The 16,675-nt window shown below is 59.8% G+C and carries 13 protein-coding genes and 2 tRNA genes; 7 read left to right on the top strand and 8 right to left on the bottom strand.

What is annotated here, in order from left to right; translation table 11 throughout:
• Positions 1–448 precede the first annotated feature (448 nt).
• The 8 genes from ACT53S_RS14700 to ACT53S_RS14665 all read right to left on the bottom strand — a co-directional run bounded on the left by ACT53S_RS14700 (position 449) and on the right by ACT53S_RS14665 (position 8,559).
• On the bottom strand, positions 449–1,633 hold the full coding sequence (locus ACT53S_RS14700; protein WP_476067549.1) for an OmpP1/FadL family transporter: 1,185 nt from the start codon (positions 1,631–1,633) through the stop codon (positions 449–451).
• Positions 1,634–2,063: 430 nt separating this feature from the next.
• Positions 2,064–4,994 carry a valine--tRNA ligase gene (locus ACT53S_RS14695; protein ID WP_476067548.1) on the bottom strand — a complete coding sequence of 977 codons (2,931 nt, stop codon included), beginning with the start codon at positions 4,992–4,994 and terminating at the stop codon, positions 2,064–2,066.
• Positions 4,995–5,109: 115 nt separating this feature from the next.
• A complete protein-coding gene (locus ACT53S_RS14690) occupies positions 5,110–6,138 on the bottom strand; it encodes a PopZ family protein (protein WP_476067547.1) in 1,029 nt (342 codons plus the stop codon).
• Positions 6,139–6,328: 190 nt separating this feature from the next.
• A complete protein-coding gene (locus ACT53S_RS14685; RefSeq protein WP_476067546.1) occupies positions 6,329–7,000 on the bottom strand; it encodes a protein-L-isoaspartate O-methyltransferase family protein in 672 nt (223 codons plus the stop codon).
• A 132-nt stretch (positions 7,001–7,132) separates the two neighbouring features.
• Positions 7,133–7,459 carry a hypothetical protein gene (locus tag ACT53S_RS14680; protein ID WP_476067545.1) on the bottom strand — a complete coding sequence of 109 codons (327 nt, stop codon included), beginning with the start codon at positions 7,457–7,459 and terminating at the stop codon, positions 7,133–7,135.
• Positions 7,460–7,677: 218 nt separating this feature from the next.
• A tRNA-Cys gene (locus ACT53S_RS14675) sits at positions 7,678–7,751 on the bottom strand.
• 137 nt (positions 7,752–7,888) lie between these two features.
• Positions 7,889–8,128, bottom strand: a complete 240-nt coding sequence (locus tag ACT53S_RS14670; RefSeq protein WP_476067544.1) for a hypothetical protein — start codon at positions 8,126–8,128, stop codon at positions 7,889–7,891.
• Positions 8,129–8,250: 122 nt separating this feature from the next.
• Positions 8,251–8,559, bottom strand: a complete 309-nt coding sequence (locus ACT53S_RS14665; protein ID WP_142069315.1) for a hypothetical protein — start codon at positions 8,557–8,559, stop codon at positions 8,251–8,253.
• Positions 8,560–8,705: 146 nt separating this feature from the next.
• Here ACT53S_RS14665 and ACT53S_RS14660 point away from each other — a divergent pair.
• From ACT53S_RS14660 to sseA, 7 genes are all read left to right on the top strand, one after another.
• A tRNA-Asn gene (locus ACT53S_RS14660) sits at positions 8,706–8,780 on the top strand.
• Between the two features lie 329 nt (positions 8,781–9,109).
• Complete coding sequence (locus tag ACT53S_RS14655; RefSeq protein ID WP_142069316.1) at positions 9,110–9,334, top strand: hypothetical protein; 225 nt, start codon at positions 9,110–9,112, stop codon at positions 9,332–9,334.
• 142 nt (positions 9,335–9,476) lie between these two features.
• Positions 9,477–10,937: a cryptochrome/photolyase family protein gene (locus tag ACT53S_RS14650; protein ID WP_476067543.1), complete on the top strand. Its 1,461-nt coding sequence runs from the start codon at positions 9,477–9,479 to the stop codon at positions 10,935–10,937.
• A 193-nt stretch (positions 10,938–11,130) separates the two neighbouring features.
• The gene (locus tag ACT53S_RS14645) at positions 11,131–13,206 is read left to right on the top strand and encodes a substrate-binding domain-containing protein (RefSeq protein WP_476067542.1); all 2,076 of its coding nucleotides are present in this window, start codon (positions 11,131–11,133) and stop codon (positions 13,204–13,206) included.
• 215 nt (positions 13,207–13,421) lie between these two features.
• Positions 13,422–14,459, top strand: coding sequence for a cysteine synthase A (locus ACT53S_RS14640; RefSeq protein ID WP_476067541.1), 1,038 nt, complete (start codon positions 13,422–13,424; stop codon positions 14,457–14,459).
• Positions 14,460–14,479: 20 nt separating this feature from the next.
• Positions 14,480–15,217, top strand: a complete 738-nt coding sequence (locus ACT53S_RS14635) for an alanyl-tRNA editing protein (RefSeq protein WP_476067540.1) — start codon at positions 14,480–14,482, stop codon at positions 15,215–15,217.
• A 21-nt stretch (positions 15,218–15,238) separates the two neighbouring features.
• Entirely contained in the window at positions 15,239–16,663 is a 1,425-nt protein-coding gene (gene sseA / locus ACT53S_RS14630) for a 3-mercaptopyruvate sulfurtransferase (RefSeq protein ID WP_476067539.1), read from the top strand.
• Positions 16,664–16,675: the final 12 nt, after the last annotated feature.

Raw genomic sequence — 16,675 nt, 5'->3', positions numbered from 1 at the left:
ATAACCGTACCCTTCACCGCGGCGACCATAGCGCCGTCGTTGCTTTCCGTTTTGCATGCAAAAGAGAGTAGAACCGATTTCCGGCAAGACTGGGACATCGGATATTTTCCGCGTCCGCGTTTTTTCCAGAACCACCGACCGCCCCCCGAAAGCGACCGAAACCATTTGTATTCGAACCTTATTTTCGCCCCTGAGGCTCATTCTCAACTCACACACCACCCGAAGGTCACCCGCCTGAAACAGCGCCCCGCCGTCTCTTGGCAGCAGAGGTGCTCTTCGTTTGTGGCGGGAAATGGACAAATCGGGCGCAACCCGGAACCGCCGATAAGGATAGAGTCTCTGTTGCAGAATCATCACATTCCGGAAAGCTGAAAAGCCCGGTGCCGACCGGTCAAACGAAAGAAGCCCGGGCAAGCCGGGCTTCGATCAGACTTGCGTCAATGAAAGATCAGAAGGAAATCTTGTAGGAGGCGCTCACCGCATAGGCCCAGTCGCCGCCGACGGTCGCATCGAAGTCGGCGCCATCAGCTGTCGACTGCGACCCTTCGGTCAGATAGGTCGCGGCCGCACCAAGGCGAACAACGCCCGGACCCGCCTTGATCTGCGTGCCTGCACCAATCGTCCAGGTGTCGGTCATGATATCCGCACCCGTGCCGACGCCACGATCCCAGGTCAGGCTCACCGCGCCGGAGACCGTCTCGGTGAACTGGTGACCAATACCGCCAGAGATGGTCCAGCCGTCGCGCCAGAAGAAGTCCTTGGTCTGCGGACCCAGTCCGGTGATGGTGTAATTCAGTGTCTGAAGAACACTCCAGTCTGTCCACTTGATCGAGCCGAATGCAAGCCAGCCGGGCGCAATGCCGCTCTGCAGGCTAAGTTCGAGAGACTGAGGCAGCGAGCCTGTGCCCGTTGCAGGCAACAGCGACGGGATCAGGGGATTAAGGGACTGAAGCAGAGCACTGCTTGAGAAAGTTCCTTCGGCATCATGGTCAACCTGTGAGCGATACATCAACTCCGCCCGCAGGGCATATTCCTTAATCTCGTATCCGGCGCCAAGACGATAACCGAAAGCATTATCATCCTGAAGATTCAGCGTACCGAAGTCTTTCACCTCGGTGTAATCGAAAGACTGCGTGAACGCCCCACCGATGAAATAGAGCTGACCCGGTCCAACACCAAAGTTAACGGCACAGGTGCCACCCAGCTCGGTGCTTTCAAATCCGGACTCAATCACGGCGTTGCCAAACGGCCCAAAGGGCCAGCCTGGCGACGCAACGTCAGCATCGCGATCGGCTTGCTGGGCATCAGCACCGTATTCTGACGAGGCACCAAAAGGCTCCGTATAGGTCAATGCGCATGAGAAATTATCGGATACCCGAAACTTTGCAGCAAATGATGGCACCGAGTAGTTGTTGGTGAAGTCACCATCGCTCGTAGCCGCACCGTCGATGGTCTCATAGCCGCGCTGCGGCATCACGTAGACATAGCCGCCGCGCGCAGCCACCGTGCCGTCCTCGTAGAGGATATCCGTGTCGGCTTCGCCGCGCGAAAAGCCACCTGCCTGTGCTCCTCCCACAAAGGCACAAGCGGCGATCAGTCCGAGGGCGGTCGTTTTTTTCAGGTTGTTCGCCATGTCTCTCCCCAATTCAGGCAAAACTGTGATTTGCCATACTAGACATGTGCGACAGAATGACAATCGGGTTCCATTTGTCAGCCGCGCCCTCAATTCGCGAAATTTTTACGTAATCCATTTGACGAGCACGTCAAAATGCCGCCCCTTTGGATGAATTTTGCGTCAATCGCCTATTTTTTTATCGCTCGCGAAACAATCTACCACATCAGCGCCGCGCTGTTGCGCTGTCGCCACAACGCCGTCCTTCGTAGAGCCTGCCCTGCCCTCATGGCGCGATCGGCCGTAAAGGGAAAAAATGCTGGAAAGATATCCGCTTACCGTTCTGAATCGATCCTTTGGTTGCGGACGGTCGGTTTTGCACTCAGCTGAAAATGAACAAGGGCCGGGCGTTGCGGCCTGGCCCTTGGAAATCCATTCATGCTGAAGACGGTTATGCGGCCTCGAGAACACGCTTGAGCGCCGTTTCCAGGCTCGCCTTCTGCACCTCAAGCTCCTGATGGCGCTCACGCTCGGCGGCCACGACCTCCGGGTTCGCATTGGCAACGAATTTTTCGTTGTTCAGCTTTCCGGCAATGCGGGCCATTTCCTGGTCCACCTTGACAATCGCCTTTTCGATACGGGCTTTTTCGGCCGAGAGATCGATCAGCGCGCCCAAGGGCAAGCAGGCGGTCGCCTCGCCCACGATGATCTGGGCCGCCCCCTTCGGTGCGACATCGGCGACCGTGATCGTCTCGACGCGGGCCAGTCGCTTGATTGCGGCGTCATGGCGGATCAGACGCTCCTGGGTCACGCCATTGGCACCGACAACAACCAACGGGGCCGTTGCGCCGGGGGGCACGTTCATTTCCGAACGGGCCGAGCGAATGCCGGTGACGAGGTCGATCAGCCAGTTTATGTCGGCGGCCGAATTGTCGTCGAAGAATTCCGGGGCCGGCCAGTCGGCATGGCAGAGCAGGGTATCGCGCGAAGCACCCTCGCCCGCCGTATGTGCCCAGAGCTCTTCCGTCATGAAGGGCATGAAGGGATGGAGCAGCTTGTAAATCTGCTCGAGCACATAGGCCGCACAGGCCTGCGCTTCCTTCTTGGCTGCCTCGTCCTCGCCCATGAAGACGGGCTTCAACAGTTCCAAATACCAGTCGCAGAACTGGTTCCAGACGAAGCGGTAGAGGCTGCTGGCCGCATCATTGAAACGGTAGCTTTCGATCGCTTCCGTCACTTCGCGTTCGGTGCGCGCAAGTTCCGTCAGGATCCAGCGGTTGATCGCAAGCGACGTCGTCTCGGGCAAGAAGCTCGGATCCGCCTTCACGCCGTTCATCTCGGCGAAACGCGTGGCGTTCCAGAGCTTGGTACCGAAGTTGCGGTAACCGGCAATGCGGGCCGGGTCGAGCTTCACGTCACGGCCCTGGGCTGCCATGATCGCCAGCGTGAAGCGCAGCGCGTCTGCGCCATATTCGTCGATCAGCTCCAGCGGGTCGATGACGTTGCCCTTCGACTTCGACATCTTCTGGCCGTTCTTGTCGCGAACCAGCGCGTGCACATAGACCGTGTGGAAGGGCTCGACGGGGTTGCCGTCTTCGTCCTTCATAAAATGCAGGCCCATCATCATCATGCGGGCGACCCAGAAGAAGATGATGTCGAAGCCGGTGACCAAGACGTCGGTCTGGTAATACTTCGCCAGTTCCGGCGTGTTGTCCGGCCAGCCGAGCGTCGAGAAAGGCCAGAGCGCCGAGGAGAACCAGGTGTCGAGCACGTCCTCGTCACGGGTCAAGATCTCGCCGGGTGCGAAGTTCTCGAGCTTCTCCTGAACCCAGGCCTTCCACGGTCCCTCATGGGCAAGATAGTGCTGGACGGCAGCGTCGAGCGCCTCTTCCTCGGTCTTCTCGACGAAGACCTGACCATCCGGGCCATACCAGGCTGGGATCTGATGGCCCCACCAGAGCTGGCGCGAAATGCACCATGGCTCGATGTTTTCCATCCATTCGAAGTAGGTCTTTTCCCAGTTCTTCGGAACGAAGTTGGTGCGGCCTTCGCGAACGGAAGCGATCGCCGGCTCGGCCAGCGCCTTGGCATCGGCAAACCACTGGTCGGTCAGCATCGGCTCGATGACGACGCCGGAGCGGTCGCCGAAGGGCTGCATGATCTTCTTGTTCTCGACGAAGGGCACATCATTGCCTTCCGCGTCCTTCACCGTGACGGCGAGGCCTTCGGCATTGATCGCATCGATGATGCGCTTGCGGGCCTCATAGCGGTCGAGGCCACGATACTCGTCGGGAACGAGGTTGATGTCGTCGACCTCGGCCTCGCTCGGCAGTTCACCAGACTTGGCGATCTCGAGCGCGCGAGCGGCGTAGACGGCATAATCCTCACCATCGGCACGCATCTTCGCCTGGGTATCCATCAGACGGTAGAGCGGTATCTTGTTGCGGCGGGCCACCTGGTAGTCGTTGAAGTCATGCGCGCCGGTGATCTTCACCGCGCCAGAGCCGAATTTCGGATCCGGATATTCATCGGTGATGATCGGGATCAGGCGGCGATGCTCCTTCGGCCCGACCGGGATTTCACAGAGCTTACCGACGATCGCGGCGTAGCGCTCGTCCGAGGGATGGACGGCCACCGCGCCGTCGCCGAGCATGGTTTCCGGACGAGTCGTCGCAATCGAGATGTAGTTGCGCTCCTCCTGGAAGGTGACGTTGCCGTCTTCATCCTTCTCGACATAGGTGTAGGTCTCCCCACCGGCGAGCGGGTACTTGAAGTGCCACATATGGCCTTCGACTTCCTTGTTCTCGACTTCGAGATCGGAAATCGCCGTCTCGAACTTCGGATCCCAATTGACCAGCCGCTTGCCGCGATAAATCAGGCCTTCCTTGTAGAGCGAGACGAAGACTTCGAGGACGGCCTTGGACAGGCCTTCGTCCATGGTGAAGCGTTCGCGCGACCAGTCGCAGGAGGCGCCGAGCCGCTTCAGCTGGTTGAAGATCAGGCCGCCGGATTCTTCCTTCCACTCCCAGACCTTGTCGATGAAGGCCTCGCGGCCCATGTCGCGGCGGCTGACATTCTGGCCGTTTTCGGCAAGCTTGCGCTCGACGACCATCTGGGTGGCGATGCCGGCATGGTCCATGCCCGGCTGCCACAGCACATCCTTGCCGCGCATGCGCTCGAAGCGGACCATGATGTCCTGCAGCGTGTTGTTCAGCGCATGGCCCATATGCAGCGAACCGGTCACGTTCGGCGGCGGGATCACGATGGTGAAGGTGTCCTCGCCCGGCTTGGCGTTGGCGCCGGCGCGGAAGGCGTCCGCCTCCTCCCAGGCTTTCGCGATCTTCGGTTCGACGGCGGCTGAATCATAGGTCTTTTCGAGCATTTTCCGACCGGATTTTTCGAGTTCTGGATGTGGCTTGGTAAATAGGACTGGCAAAACCAAGTCAATAAAAAAGGCCGCTCTTGCGAGCGGCCCTTGATCCCGAGGGATGATACAGTCAGCGTCGCGGGCCGCGGGCGACGCGTTCGATTTCCTCCCGCACGAGGCGCTCCACCAGCGTCGGCAGGTTGTCGTCGAGCCAGTCCTTCAGCATCGGGCGCAGCATTTCCTCGGCCATCTCGTCGAGCGAGCGACGCTCGTGACCGTCAATCGCGGCGGCCAGATCGGAGAAGGAGCGCGAGACATGTTCGACGGTCGCGGCCGAAACGAGGGCCGTCAGATCGGAGCCAGCGGTCGCACGCGGCGCATCCTCGATCGCCGGTTCCGGCTTGGGTTCGGCGGCCAGATGCATGGCAATGGCATCGAAGGACGGCGCGCGCGGCTCTTCGCGGCGCATCTCGAGCCGAAGCTCAGGCATGTCCCGGCGCTCGGGTTCAACGGCCGGCGCCCGGTTGACGGCAGCGGGTGCGGGCTGAGCCATGACGGCGGGCTGCGAATGGGCTGGCGCGGCGGTGAGCGGCGCCTCGTCTGCCGGCGCAGATGTCATCGGCTGCGGCCGCGCGACGGACGCGGGCGCCTGCTTGATCTCGACCGAAATCGAAGGGCGCAGTTGCGGGGCGCGCAGCTCGGCAAGCCGCGCCGTCATCAGCGGGCTTTCACCGCGCGGTTGCGGCATGTCAGGCTGGGTCATAGTGGGCTGCGCGGCAGGCGGGGCGACCGTCGGCGACGGCGAAACGGATACAGTCTGCTGGAGCGGACGCTCCGTGCGCTCGGAGGCCGAACGGACCCGGGCGGCGAGGTCTGCAAGCGAGACGCTGCGGGAGGCCTCCGGCTGCACCTGCGCTTCCACGCGCGGCGGTGTCGGAACGACAGGACCCGGATCATTGGCGGGCGTGAAGTCCAGGCTTTCATAGCCGAATTCGACGTCGGCCTCGCGCGCTGCCGAGGCAAGGGCGTTCACATCCCCCTCATCGCCGTCGCTGGCAAAGGTCTCGCCCGATGCCGGGTCGTTGCTTTCGATGATCCGGCGGATCGACGCCAGAATCTCTTCCATGGACGGTTCACGCGCTACGCTTGGCTGAGCCATACTAATCCCCGTTGTCCTCAAGATCATCGGCGACGATCTCGCCGCCAGCCGATTCGCGGTCACCCTAGGATACGCGCCTGCGGAAAAAAATCACGCCGGCGCCGGCAATTGCTGTGATGCACAGCTTTGTTGAGCCAAAATGCAAAAGGCCCGCGCAGGGCGGGCCTTCGAGACATCGGGGAGAGAACCGTCAGAAGACGAATTCGGCCGCCTTGCGGAAGCCCGGCAGCGGCTTCACCGAGGTGTTGAAATATTCGGTGAAGGAGACCGTACCGCCGGCCTTGACGTAAAGACGGGCGCGCGCCGCATTGCCGTAGCCGACCACAGCCACCAGCCGGCCGCCTTCGCGCAACTGTGCAAGCAGCGCATCGGACATCTGCTCCACGGCGCCATTGACGAAGATCACGTCATACGGCGCTTCGGCCGGATAGCCGGCATCGAGCTTGCCTGCGACGACGGCAACATTGTCATAGCCGAGAGAGGAGAGCTTTTCGGTCGCCCGCAGCACCAGCGCCTCATCCGATTCGACCGCAACGACCGAGCCGGCCAGCAGCGACAGAAGGGCTGCCGCATAACCGGCGCCGCAGCCGACCTCAAGAACGAGGTCGTCCTTGGTGATCGCTGCCAGCTGCAGGAGCTTGGCCAGCGGCGACGGCTCCATGATGTAGCGGGCCGGATTGCCGTTCGCCGCCGGGGCCACCTGCATGTCCTCGTCGATATAGGCGAGCAGCTTCAGCTCGGCTGGAACGAATGCTTCGCGGGGCACCGAAAGAAAGGCCGTCAGCACCGAATGGGAGGTGACGTCCGTGGTCCTGATCTGGTTGTCCACCATCTTGGTGCGTGCTGCTGCGTAATCCATCATGTCCTGTCGCCCCATTTCGGCCGGTCGGGTTTTCCACCGTGTCTTAATTGCAGGGCGAGCGCCTTTCAAGTCACGGGCAGGCTTCGGGAACAGATTATCAACGCAGCCCCCGCCCAACCGGCCGAAACAACATCAATCTTCGATCGTGTAGCTGCCAGTTTCGCAGAAATCGACCTTGTCGCGCAGATCGTAGAAGCTGTCGTCCTCGAAGACGATGCGGATCCTGTAGACACAGGCATCGGTGCCGTCATCAATGGTGAGCTGCCGCGACTTCCCGCCATAAAGCCCCTTCTTGCGCAACAGTTCGATGCTCTTGCCGCCGTCGGCCGGCGAAACATGCACCTGGACCACCATGTTCGGCGTCTTGTTCTCGAGCGTGAAAGACAGCGTCTCGGCCGAGGCGGCAAAGGGTGCGGCGACAAACATGGTGAGGGCGATAAAAGAGGTGACGGCACGCATCTTGAGATTTCCCGATATGGACAATGTCCATGACCTGCGCCAGCAGGCGCCAAGGGACAAGCGGCGCTATCGGCCAGTTTCGGGCCTATCTGCGCCCTGGCAGGGATCGGCACAGAATTGGCCGAAGAGAAGGCGGCAATCGGGATCCGCACGCGTCCGCCACGCATCGATCGACCGAATGCGCATGGTTCGTCAGTCTATTGCTTCATGGAGAAAAATGGAGGCCTCGCCCGGAATCGAACCGGGGTGCAAGGATTTGCAGTCCTCTGCGTAACCACTCCGCCACGAGGCCGTCCGGTAGAAAAGAGCGTGTGGTGGCGCGGATTTAGACGCGATCTAAAAAAACCGCAAGAGGCATTTTCGGGAATCGCAGGTTTTTCGACAGGCAGCCGTTCCGGCCTCAGGGCACGGCCGCCGCCTGTCATCCGCTCACCCCCGCCGATCCAGCAGACGCGTCGCGGACATCGTGTCTGCCGCCTCCGCCAGTTTGATCGGGTCCGTCACACCGGCCGTGTAGAGCCGGATCACCGCCTTGCCGACGGCTTCGCGGTGGCTGTCGCGGTCGCGACCCGCGCTCGAAGCGCCGATGCCGCGCATTGCTTCTTCCATGACGCTGAAATCCTGTGGCGTGAGTATCATCGGGGTCTCCGCCAGCGGGAGAGTGATCATCCGTCCTCGCCTTCTTCTCGGGGAACGTTTGGGCAGGATCGCCGTTCGGTGTCGCCGGTTGGAGTGATTCTTCTACGCCGATTGCAGAAGAGAAGCATTTCACTAAGACATGTCGGGTGACATCAGCGTGCGGAATCACGCCCATGCGGCGGCCGGGCAGCCTTCCGGCGGCGCCACCATACGGCTGCGCGGCGACGGCGGCGGCGCACATAAGCGAGATCATGCGAGAGCACGACAAAGCCGAGCGGCACCATCCAGAAGCCCAACACCGGCAGGAATCCCAAGAGCCCGCCACCGATCAGCGCCGAACCCGTCGCGATTCTGCCGGCCTTGGAGCGGGGTATCGGAATTTCATACCGGCCCAGCACCAGGCGGCCACGCGCCGTGTCGATACGGTAACGTCGTTCTGCCAAGGTCTCGAACTCCTGCATTTGCAACGATCTGCGGTCTCTTTTCCCTCCCTACCAGATGGGTGATCCACACATAAAAACAAGCCGATGACATTTTTTTTGAAAAACCGCTTGGCAAACGGAGCGCGCATCAGTATTACCCCGCTCACACCGCGCCAAGCGGCTGTTCCCTGGTAGCTCAGCGGTAGAGCATTCGACTGTTAATCGACAGGTCGCCGGTTCGAATCCGGCCCGGGGAGCCATCTCTTTCTAAAAAGGCCTGCGCGGAAACCCGCTGCAGGCCTTTTGTTTTTCGGTGGTCCGCCACCTCGGGCTTGCCCCTTGTCAGGGCGGCACCCAGCCTTGCCGAGGGGCGAAGACGGGGCGGCGGATGGTCTGGAAAGACATGGTTGCCGGCCCGCGCGAAACCCGGCCCGAGCCTCACCCCCGTCATGACCCGCTCCCGACAGCGCTTGAAGCTCTGTCCCGAATTCACCCATCGTGCGGCGATCGACGGCTTATGGGAAACCCCTCCTTCACCTTTGGCTGCTATCTCCCTGATCAACAGACAGGCATGCAGGAGAAAAGGCCGATGTGGCTCCAGCTTCATGACGGGGATGGCTTCCCCCTCTTCGTGAACATGGACAATGTGGTGGATTTCCGCTGGTACGAGCGGGAGGGCTATACGTGTCTTCTGACCACCGCCCCCGTCGCCGAAAAACTGCATCGCCTCTATGTGCGCGAAAACGCCGAGAAGATCATGGCGCTGCTTCGCGCCGAACAGGAGCGCATGCGCGGCGGTGGTCGAGGCGCCTGAGGCGCTTTATGTCCTTGCATCCGTATTCTCCGATCTGGCAGCCCCTCCAACGCACCGCAGCGGATAAAAGCTGAACCAGGCGTGATCTTTCTGCCGGCGGCATACGTATGGCTTTGGCAAAGCCAATGACAAGAAGATTGCCATGCCCGCCGAGTCCAACCACCACCGTCCCAAAACCGTGCTTTTGTGGTTCCGCAAGGATCTGCGATTGTCCGACAACGCTGCGCTCGCCACCGCCGTGGACGAGGGCACGACAGTCATTCCGGTCTATATCCTGGAACCGTCCGAGGCCGGCACCGGCCCGCTCGGTGCGGCGCAAGCCTGGTGGCTGCATCACTCGCTTGCCTCGCTCGCCGCATCTCTCAAGGCAGGCGGCAGCGGCCTTGTCCTTCGTCGTGGACCAGCGGCCGAGGTGCTTGAGACCCTGATTGCAGAAACAGGCGCCGATGCCGTCTTCTGGAACCGCCGTTACGATCCGCCGGGCATTGCCATCGACAAGGCGATCAAGGCTGGCCTCACCGAACGCGGCATCACCGTGCGCAGCTTCGCCGGCCAGATCCTGCATGAACCGACCAAGCTGAAGACGGCTGCCGGCGGCAATTTCCGCGTCTACACGCCCTTCTGGAAGGCGCTGGACGGATCGGGCGAACCGGCGGAGCCGATCCCTGCCCCCAGCCGCGTTCCCGCGCCGGATGAATGGCCGAAGAGCGACACGCTCTCGGACTGGTCGCTCCTTCCCACAAAGCCCAATTGGGCCAAGGGTTTCGAGGCCGAATGGCAGCCTGGCGAAGAGGGCGCACAGAAGCGGCTTGCGGATTTCGTCGCGACCGGCCTCAAGGGCTACCGCACCCGCCGCGACTTTCCCGGCGAAGCGCATGTGTCGAAACTCTCGCCGCATCTGGCGCTCGGCGAAATCTCGCCGGCCTCCGTCTGGCACGCGACCCGCGGTCTTTCGGACGACTATTCCGCCGAAGATTACATCCATTTCCGCAAGGAACTCGTCTGGCGCGATTTTTCCTATCACCTGCTCTTCCATTTCCCCGATCTCGCGACCCAGAACTGGAACGAGAAGTTCGACGCCTTTCCCTGGCACGACAATCCAGGGCTGCTCGACAAATGGAAAAAGGGCCAGACCGGCTATCCCATCGTCGATGCCGGCATGCGCCAGCTCTGGCAGACCGGCTGGATGCACAACCGCGTGCGCATGATCGTCGCCTCCTTCCTGATCAAGGACCTGCTTGTCGACTGGCGGGAAGGCGAGCGCTGGTTCCGCGACACGCTCGTCGATGCCGACCCGGCCTCGAATGCCGCCAGCTGGCAATGGGTCGCGGGCTCCGGCGCCGACGCCGCCCCCTTCTTCCGCATCTTCAATCCAACCAGCCAGGGCGAGAAATTCGATCCCGAAGGGGCTTACATCCGCCGCTTCGTGCCGGAGCTGAAGGACATGCCGAACAAATTCATCCACAAACCATCGGATGCGCCCTTCGCGGTCTTGAAGGACGCAGGCGTCAGCCTGGGCAAGACCTATCCCAAGCCGATCGTCGATCACGGCAAGGCGAGGGACACGGCGATGGCGGCGTTTCAGGGGTTGAAGGCGGAGTGAGGGGTGGGCGCGCGTGGCATCACTCATTGCAACTCGCCGTTTTACCAAAACGACTCAAAATACACCTCACCGCGCCAAAGCAACCAACGCTAGCAATCGGATTCAAATAGGCATAGTATCAGGGCATGGCGCGGCAGGATTTGGCCGTCAGCCTTGTTGGATGCAGTCTATTTAGCTCGGGTTGGTCACAGCGATGTCTAAAATTGTAGCATTCCTCATAATTTCCTATCTTGTTGTGTGCAACCCTTCGTTAGCCTCCAATAAATTGATTGGGGTTGCTTGGAATAATCTTTCCGCAGAAAAGAATCGAACCCTAGAAGCTGTAATTAAATATTCCATTGAGGCACAGGGAAACTTATACTATCCGGTCGATGCGCTTGGCTCTAGCACTAAACAAATAAGTGACATTGAAGCACTCATAGAAAAAGGCGTAAAATCGATCATAATCCAGCCAATCGATGTGGAATCCATTACGCCCTCACTAAGGGCAGCAACATCAACGGGCATTCCGGTCGTGAGCTATGGCGTTTCCATACCCCTCGAAGGCGTTATCTATGCAGATTTTGACCAGGTAGAAGTCGGGCGTCTTCAGGCTCAAGCCATGCTGAATGAACAACCAGAAGGCGATTATGTATTCATAAAAGGAGACGAGAACGACCCGCGAGAAAACCTATTGATGCGCGGGCAGCTAGACGTGCTCCAGAAGTTGATCGATCGCGGATCAATCGAAGTGGTTGGAGACGCCAATTCAGATGACTGGCGGCCTGAAGCGGCTCAAAAGAATATGGAGGCCTTCCTGACCGCAAACAACAACTCAGTCGACGCGGTCATGTCTTCCGATGACCAACTTGCCTCTGGCGTGATAGCTGCGCTGGCAGAACAGGGACTGGCCGGATCTGTTGCCGTATCCGGAGGCGGCGCTGACAAAGCCGCCCTAGAGAGGATTGCGAACGGCACACAAACGGTGACGATCTTCAAGGATGACAGAGAGCTCGGGAAACGAGTTGCGGATGTGGCAGCACAACTTTCGCTTGGAGTATCGCCAAATGAGATTACCGGGATCACAAAGTCACCTTACGGGGACGGCGACGAGAGCTATAGGAATGCATTGCTAGTTGCGCCAATAGCGATCACCAAGGAAAACCTGAATGTGGTCATAGACGCTGGTTGGGTCACGAAAGAGGAGGCATGCAAAGGCGTCCCAACAGGTACAGTAGCGGCCTGTGACGGCGGCGAAGGACAGATGCCAGCAATAGACGTCTGCTTTGCAAGCGACCGACAAAAAGAATTCAAGGATCGCCTGCAGTTCACGTCTGGGCGCGCCTCTGTGCTCACAATGGGATTTGCGAAAGTTTCCATCCCCGTGGCCGTGCACAAGTTCGGAAAAATTGAAAGACCAGAGAAAAAATGGTATAATTATATTGGAATAAACATCGAAAAAGAAGACGAAACCAAACACTTCGTTATAAAGAAAATTCAAGAATTAGACAAAGAAAATATCATATCAGAATCAAAATCCATTTTATCGAGATCCGAACTATATAAAAATCACGCCATGATTTTCATTCATGGATTTAATATGAGTTTTGACGACGCACTTTATACATCAGCACAAATCTCTTGGGACATGAATTTCGACGGACTTCCTTGCATATACAGCTGGCCCTCTAAAGGCGAAGTTTCTCTGTCAGGTTATATGTACGACTCAAATAGTGCTCAACAAACCCGCAAAAGACTGGCGGAATTTCTCAATTTTATCGCAGATATTCCCGATATTGAACACATAAGTATAATTGCCCATAGCATGGGAAATATTGCGCTGCTCGAAGCGCTAGGCGAAATGGACACCCCAACTGAAAACGCAACGAAGCCGTATTCAGAAATTATTCTAGCCGCACCCGATGTAGACCGTGACAATTTTCTGAGCTTGGCAACCTCCTTGTCTGTCTTCTCGGACGGAGTCACACTATATGCCTCATCGAATGACAAAGCACTACTTGCCTCGAAGTTTCTTTCAGCAGACATACCGAGAGCAGGCGACGTACCAAGCGATGGTCCCTTGCTTTTGAATCATATAGACTCAATTGATGCGTCATCGGTGAGCGACTACGCCTTTGGCTATAACCATAGCTATTTTGCAGATGAGAGGACGATAGTAGCTGATATTGGTAGACTGATCCGCAACAGTGAGAGACCCCCATTGATTAGGGACGTAACATTTCAACAAGTTAACAAATCTCAGGGAATATACTGGCGCTTTCCGGACTAGCCCCCTCCCCCGAACGCATTTTCCCTCCCCTCGGCCCACAGCGAAAAGCCATTCCTTGCCTTTGACGGCCCCGAGGCGGAAAAGACCGGTTCAATCCCGCGCAGACCGTTTCGCCCGCCTAATCTTGTCCAAAAGGACAAATTCATGTGGTCTTCCGGTTTTCTTCCCCGCGCTTTTGGTTCTAGTGTCCGCGTCAGACAAAAAAGGCAGACATCATGGCATTCCACCCTTCCGTGCTCGAGGCGATCGGCAACACGCCCCTCATCCGGCTGAAAGGCGCCTCCCAGGCGACCGGCTGCACCATTCTCGGCAAGGCCGAATTCCTCAATCCCGGCCAATCGGTGAAGGATCGCGCAGCACTCTTCATCATCCGTGACGCCGAGCGGCGTGGCCTGCTTCGCCCCGGCGGCGTGATCGTCGAGGGCACGGCGGGCAATACCGGCATCGGGCTGACCCTCGTTGCCAAGGCACTTGGCTATCGCACCGTGATCGTCATCCCGGAGACCCAGAGCCAGGAAAAGAAGGACGCGCTGAAGCTGCTCGGCGCCGAGCTCGTCGAAGTGCCGGCAGTGCCCTACAAGAACCCGAACAACTATGTGAAGATCTCCGGCCGTCTTGCCGCCGAGCTTGCCAAAAGCGAACCGAACGGCGCGATCTGGGCAAACCAGTTCGACAATACCGTGAACCGCGACGCCCATATCGCAACGACGGCGAAGGAAATCTTCGAGCAGACCGGCGGTGCGGTCGATGGCTTCATCTGCGCCGTCGGCTCGGGCGGTACGCTTGCCGGCACCGGGATTGGCCTTCGCAACATGAAGCCCGGCGTGAAGATCGGCATTGCCGATCCCGAGGGTGCAGCCCTTTACGAATACTACAAGAACGGCGAGCTCAAATCCTCGGGCTCCTCGATCACAGAGGGCATCGGCCAGGGCCGCATCACCGCCAACCTCGAAGGTTTTACGCCCGACTTCGCCTATCAGATCCCGGATTCCGAAGCGCTGGACATCGTCTTCGACCTCGTCGAAAACGAGGGCCTCTGCCTCGGCGGCTCCTCCGGCATCAACATTGCCGGCGCGATCCGCCTTGCGAAGGACCTCGGCCCAGGCCACACGATCGTGACGATCCTCTGCGACTATGGCAATCGCTACCAGTCCAAACTGTTCAACCCGGACTTCCTGCGATCGAAAAACTTGCCGATCCCCACTTGGCTGGAAAAGCGCGCCGATTTCGACCTGCCCTTCGAGACCGTATGATATCCATCGAAAGCAATGCCATGACCACCACCGCCCTCTACCGCGACGATTTCTATCTCTCGACGGTGGAGGCGGTGGTGACGGCTGTGCATGAAGACGGCGCTGTCGAACTCGACCAGACCTGTTTCTACGCCGCGTCCGGCGGTCAACCGGGCGATACCGGCTTCTTCGAGCGAGAGGACGGCAGCCGGATTGCGCTCGCCGAGACCCGCCACGGCGCAACGAAGGATATCATCCTGCATCGACCGGCGGAGGGTGAGCCCCTGCCCTTGGTCGGCGAGAAACTCGTGCTGCATGTCGACTGGGCGCGCCGCTACAAACTGATGCGCATGCACACTGCCTGCCACTTGCTCTCCGTCGTCTGCCCTTACCCGATCACCGGGGCCGCCGTCGGCGAAGACGAAAGCCGCGTCGATTTCGACATGTCGGAGACGATCGACAAGGATCAGGTGACGGCAGACCTGATGAGGCTCGTGACCGAAAATCACCCCATCACTCTCCAGTGGATCACCGACGAGGAGCTCGCGGCCAATCCCGGCATCGTCAAGTCGAAGAATGTTCGCCCGCCCGTCGGCCTTGGTCGGGTCTCCCTTGTCTGCATCGGCGAGAACTCCGCCGTTGACAGTCAGCCCTGCGGGGGCACACATGTTTCGGAGACCCAGGAGGTCGGCGCGATTCACATCGCCAAGATCGAAAAGAAGGGCAAGGAGAACCGCCGGTTCCGCATTCGCTTCGGAGCCCCGGACGCTTCTGCCTGAAGAACGTTACGGGAGAAGTGCATGTCCGGTGAAAGAAGCCGTTTCGTCGTTTCGGCGGATTGGGTCGAAAAGAACCTCGGGGCGCCCGGATTCAAGCTTGTCGATGCCTCCTGGTATCTTCCTGCACAGGGGCGCAACGGCGCCGTCGAATATGCCTCCGGCCATATCCCGGGTGCTGTCTTCTTCGATCAGGACGTGATTGCCGACACGACCACCGGCCTGCCGCATTCGCTGCCCTCGCCGTCCTTCTTCGCCCAGGCCGTCGGCCAGCTCGGCATCTCCGCCGAGGATACGATCGTCGTCTATGACGGCCCCGGCTTCTTCTCCGCACCGCGCGTCTGGTGGATGTTCCGTGTCATGGGCGCACGCCGCGTCTATGTGCTCGACGGCGGGATCGATAGCTGGAAGGCGGAGGGCCGCAGGCTCGAGACCGATCTGCCGGAACCGGCGCCCGTCACCTTCGAGGCGCAGTTCGACCGGGCGAAGATCACCTCATTCGACCAGATGTCGGCGATTGCCGACAATGGCGGCAAGCAGATCGCCGATGCCCGCCCCGCCGGTCGCTTCACCGGCGAGGAGCCGGAACCGCGTGCCGGTATGCGCTCCGGCCATATGCCGGGTGCGCGCAGCGTGCCTGCGGCCTCGCTGTCGGAAAACGGTCGCCTCAAGGATCTCGCCACGCTGCGCTCGATCTTCACCGATGCCGGCATCGATCTCAACAATCCCGTGGTCACCAGCTGCGGCTCCGGTGTGACGGCGGCCGTGGTCACGCTGGCGCTCGAAAGCCTCGGGCATACCGACAATTCGCTCTATGACGGCTCCTGGTCGGAATGGGGCTCGAAGACGGACACGCCCGTCGTCACCGGCAAGGCAGAGCCGCTGGGATCGAAGACATCGGGGCCGCTGACGGCCCATGTCACGCGGCTCGAAATGACGGCGCCGCCGAAGTCCAGCCTGCCCGTGCCGGTCAATATCCAGACGGCGATCATGCGCACGCACGAGATCCCGCTGCCCTTCTACCGCTTCCTGCACCGCCAGGTGGGTGCGCGCTGGCACTGGTACGAGCGCCTGCGTCTGCCGGATGACCAGCTGAAAGCGATCATCCATGCCGAGAAGGTGTCTATCTCTGTTCTTTATGTGAATGGCGCACCGGCCGGATTCTACGAGCTCTCGCAGGAAAGCGACGACATCGTCGAGCTTTCCTATTTCGGCCTTTTCGAGCATGCGCTGGGCTTGGGCATCGGCAAGTGGTTCCTGCTGCAATGTCTCTATGCCGCCTGGGCGAGCAATCCCAAGACGGTGACGGTCACCACCAATTCGCTCGACCATCCCCGCGCGCTGCAGCTCTACCAGCAGTTCGGCTTTTCACCGGTTGGAACCTATGAAGCACTGGTCGATCCGATGACCGACCAGGAGCTTCTGGCGCTGATCAAGCGGGACGGCTGAACCGTCCTGCTC

The organism is Allorhizobium sp. DMC15 (genome assembly GCF_056314065.1).
This window is presented reverse-complemented; position numbering and strand designations above follow the sequence as displayed.

Excerpts from the sequence above, each read along its gene's own strand:
- ACT53S_RS14680 (WP_476067545.1), bottom strand. The coding sequence starts at position 7,459 with ATGCGTGCCGTCACCTCTTTTATCGCCCTCACCATGTTTGTCGCCGCA.
- ACT53S_RS14655 (WP_142069316.1), top strand. The coding sequence starts at position 9,110 with ATGTGGCTCCAGCTTCATGACGGGGATGGCTTCCCCCTCTTCGTGAAC.
- ACT53S_RS14685 (WP_476067546.1), bottom strand. The coding sequence starts at position 7,000 with ATGATGGATTACGCAGCAGCACGCACCAAGATGGTGGACAACCAGATC.
- ACT53S_RS14635 (WP_476067540.1), top strand. The coding sequence starts at position 14,480 with ATGACCACCACCGCCCTCTACCGCGACGATTTCTATCTCTCGACGGTG.
- ACT53S_RS14670 (WP_476067544.1), bottom strand. The coding sequence starts at position 8,128 with ATGATCACTCTCCCGCTGGCGGAGACCCCGATGATACTCACGCCACAG.
- ACT53S_RS14700 (WP_476067549.1), bottom strand. The coding sequence starts at position 1,633 with ATGGCGAACAACCTGAAAAAAACGACCGCCCTCGGACTGATCGCCGCT.
- sseA (WP_476067539.1), top strand. The coding sequence starts at position 15,239 with ATGTCCGGTGAAAGAAGCCGTTTCGTCGTTTCGGCGGATTGGGTCGAA.
- ACT53S_RS14695 (WP_476067548.1), bottom strand. The coding sequence starts at position 4,994 with ATGCTCGAAAAGACCTATGATTCAGCCGCCGTCGAACCGAAGATCGCG.
- ACT53S_RS14690 (WP_476067547.1), bottom strand. The coding sequence starts at position 6,138 with ATGGCTCAGCCAAGCGTAGCGCGTGAACCGTCCATGGAAGAGATTCTG.
- ACT53S_RS14665 (WP_142069315.1), bottom strand. The coding sequence starts at position 8,559 with ATGCAGGAGTTCGAGACCTTGGCAGAACGACGTTACCGTATCGACACG.
- ACT53S_RS14640 (WP_476067541.1), top strand. The coding sequence starts at position 13,422 with ATGGCATTCCACCCTTCCGTGCTCGAGGCGATCGGCAACACGCCCCTC.
- ACT53S_RS14645 (WP_476067542.1), top strand. The coding sequence starts at position 11,131 with ATGTCTAAAATTGTAGCATTCCTCATAATTTCCTATCTTGTTGTGTGC.
- ACT53S_RS14650 (WP_476067543.1), top strand. The coding sequence starts at position 9,477 with ATGCCCGCCGAGTCCAACCACCACCGTCCCAAAACCGTGCTTTTGTGG.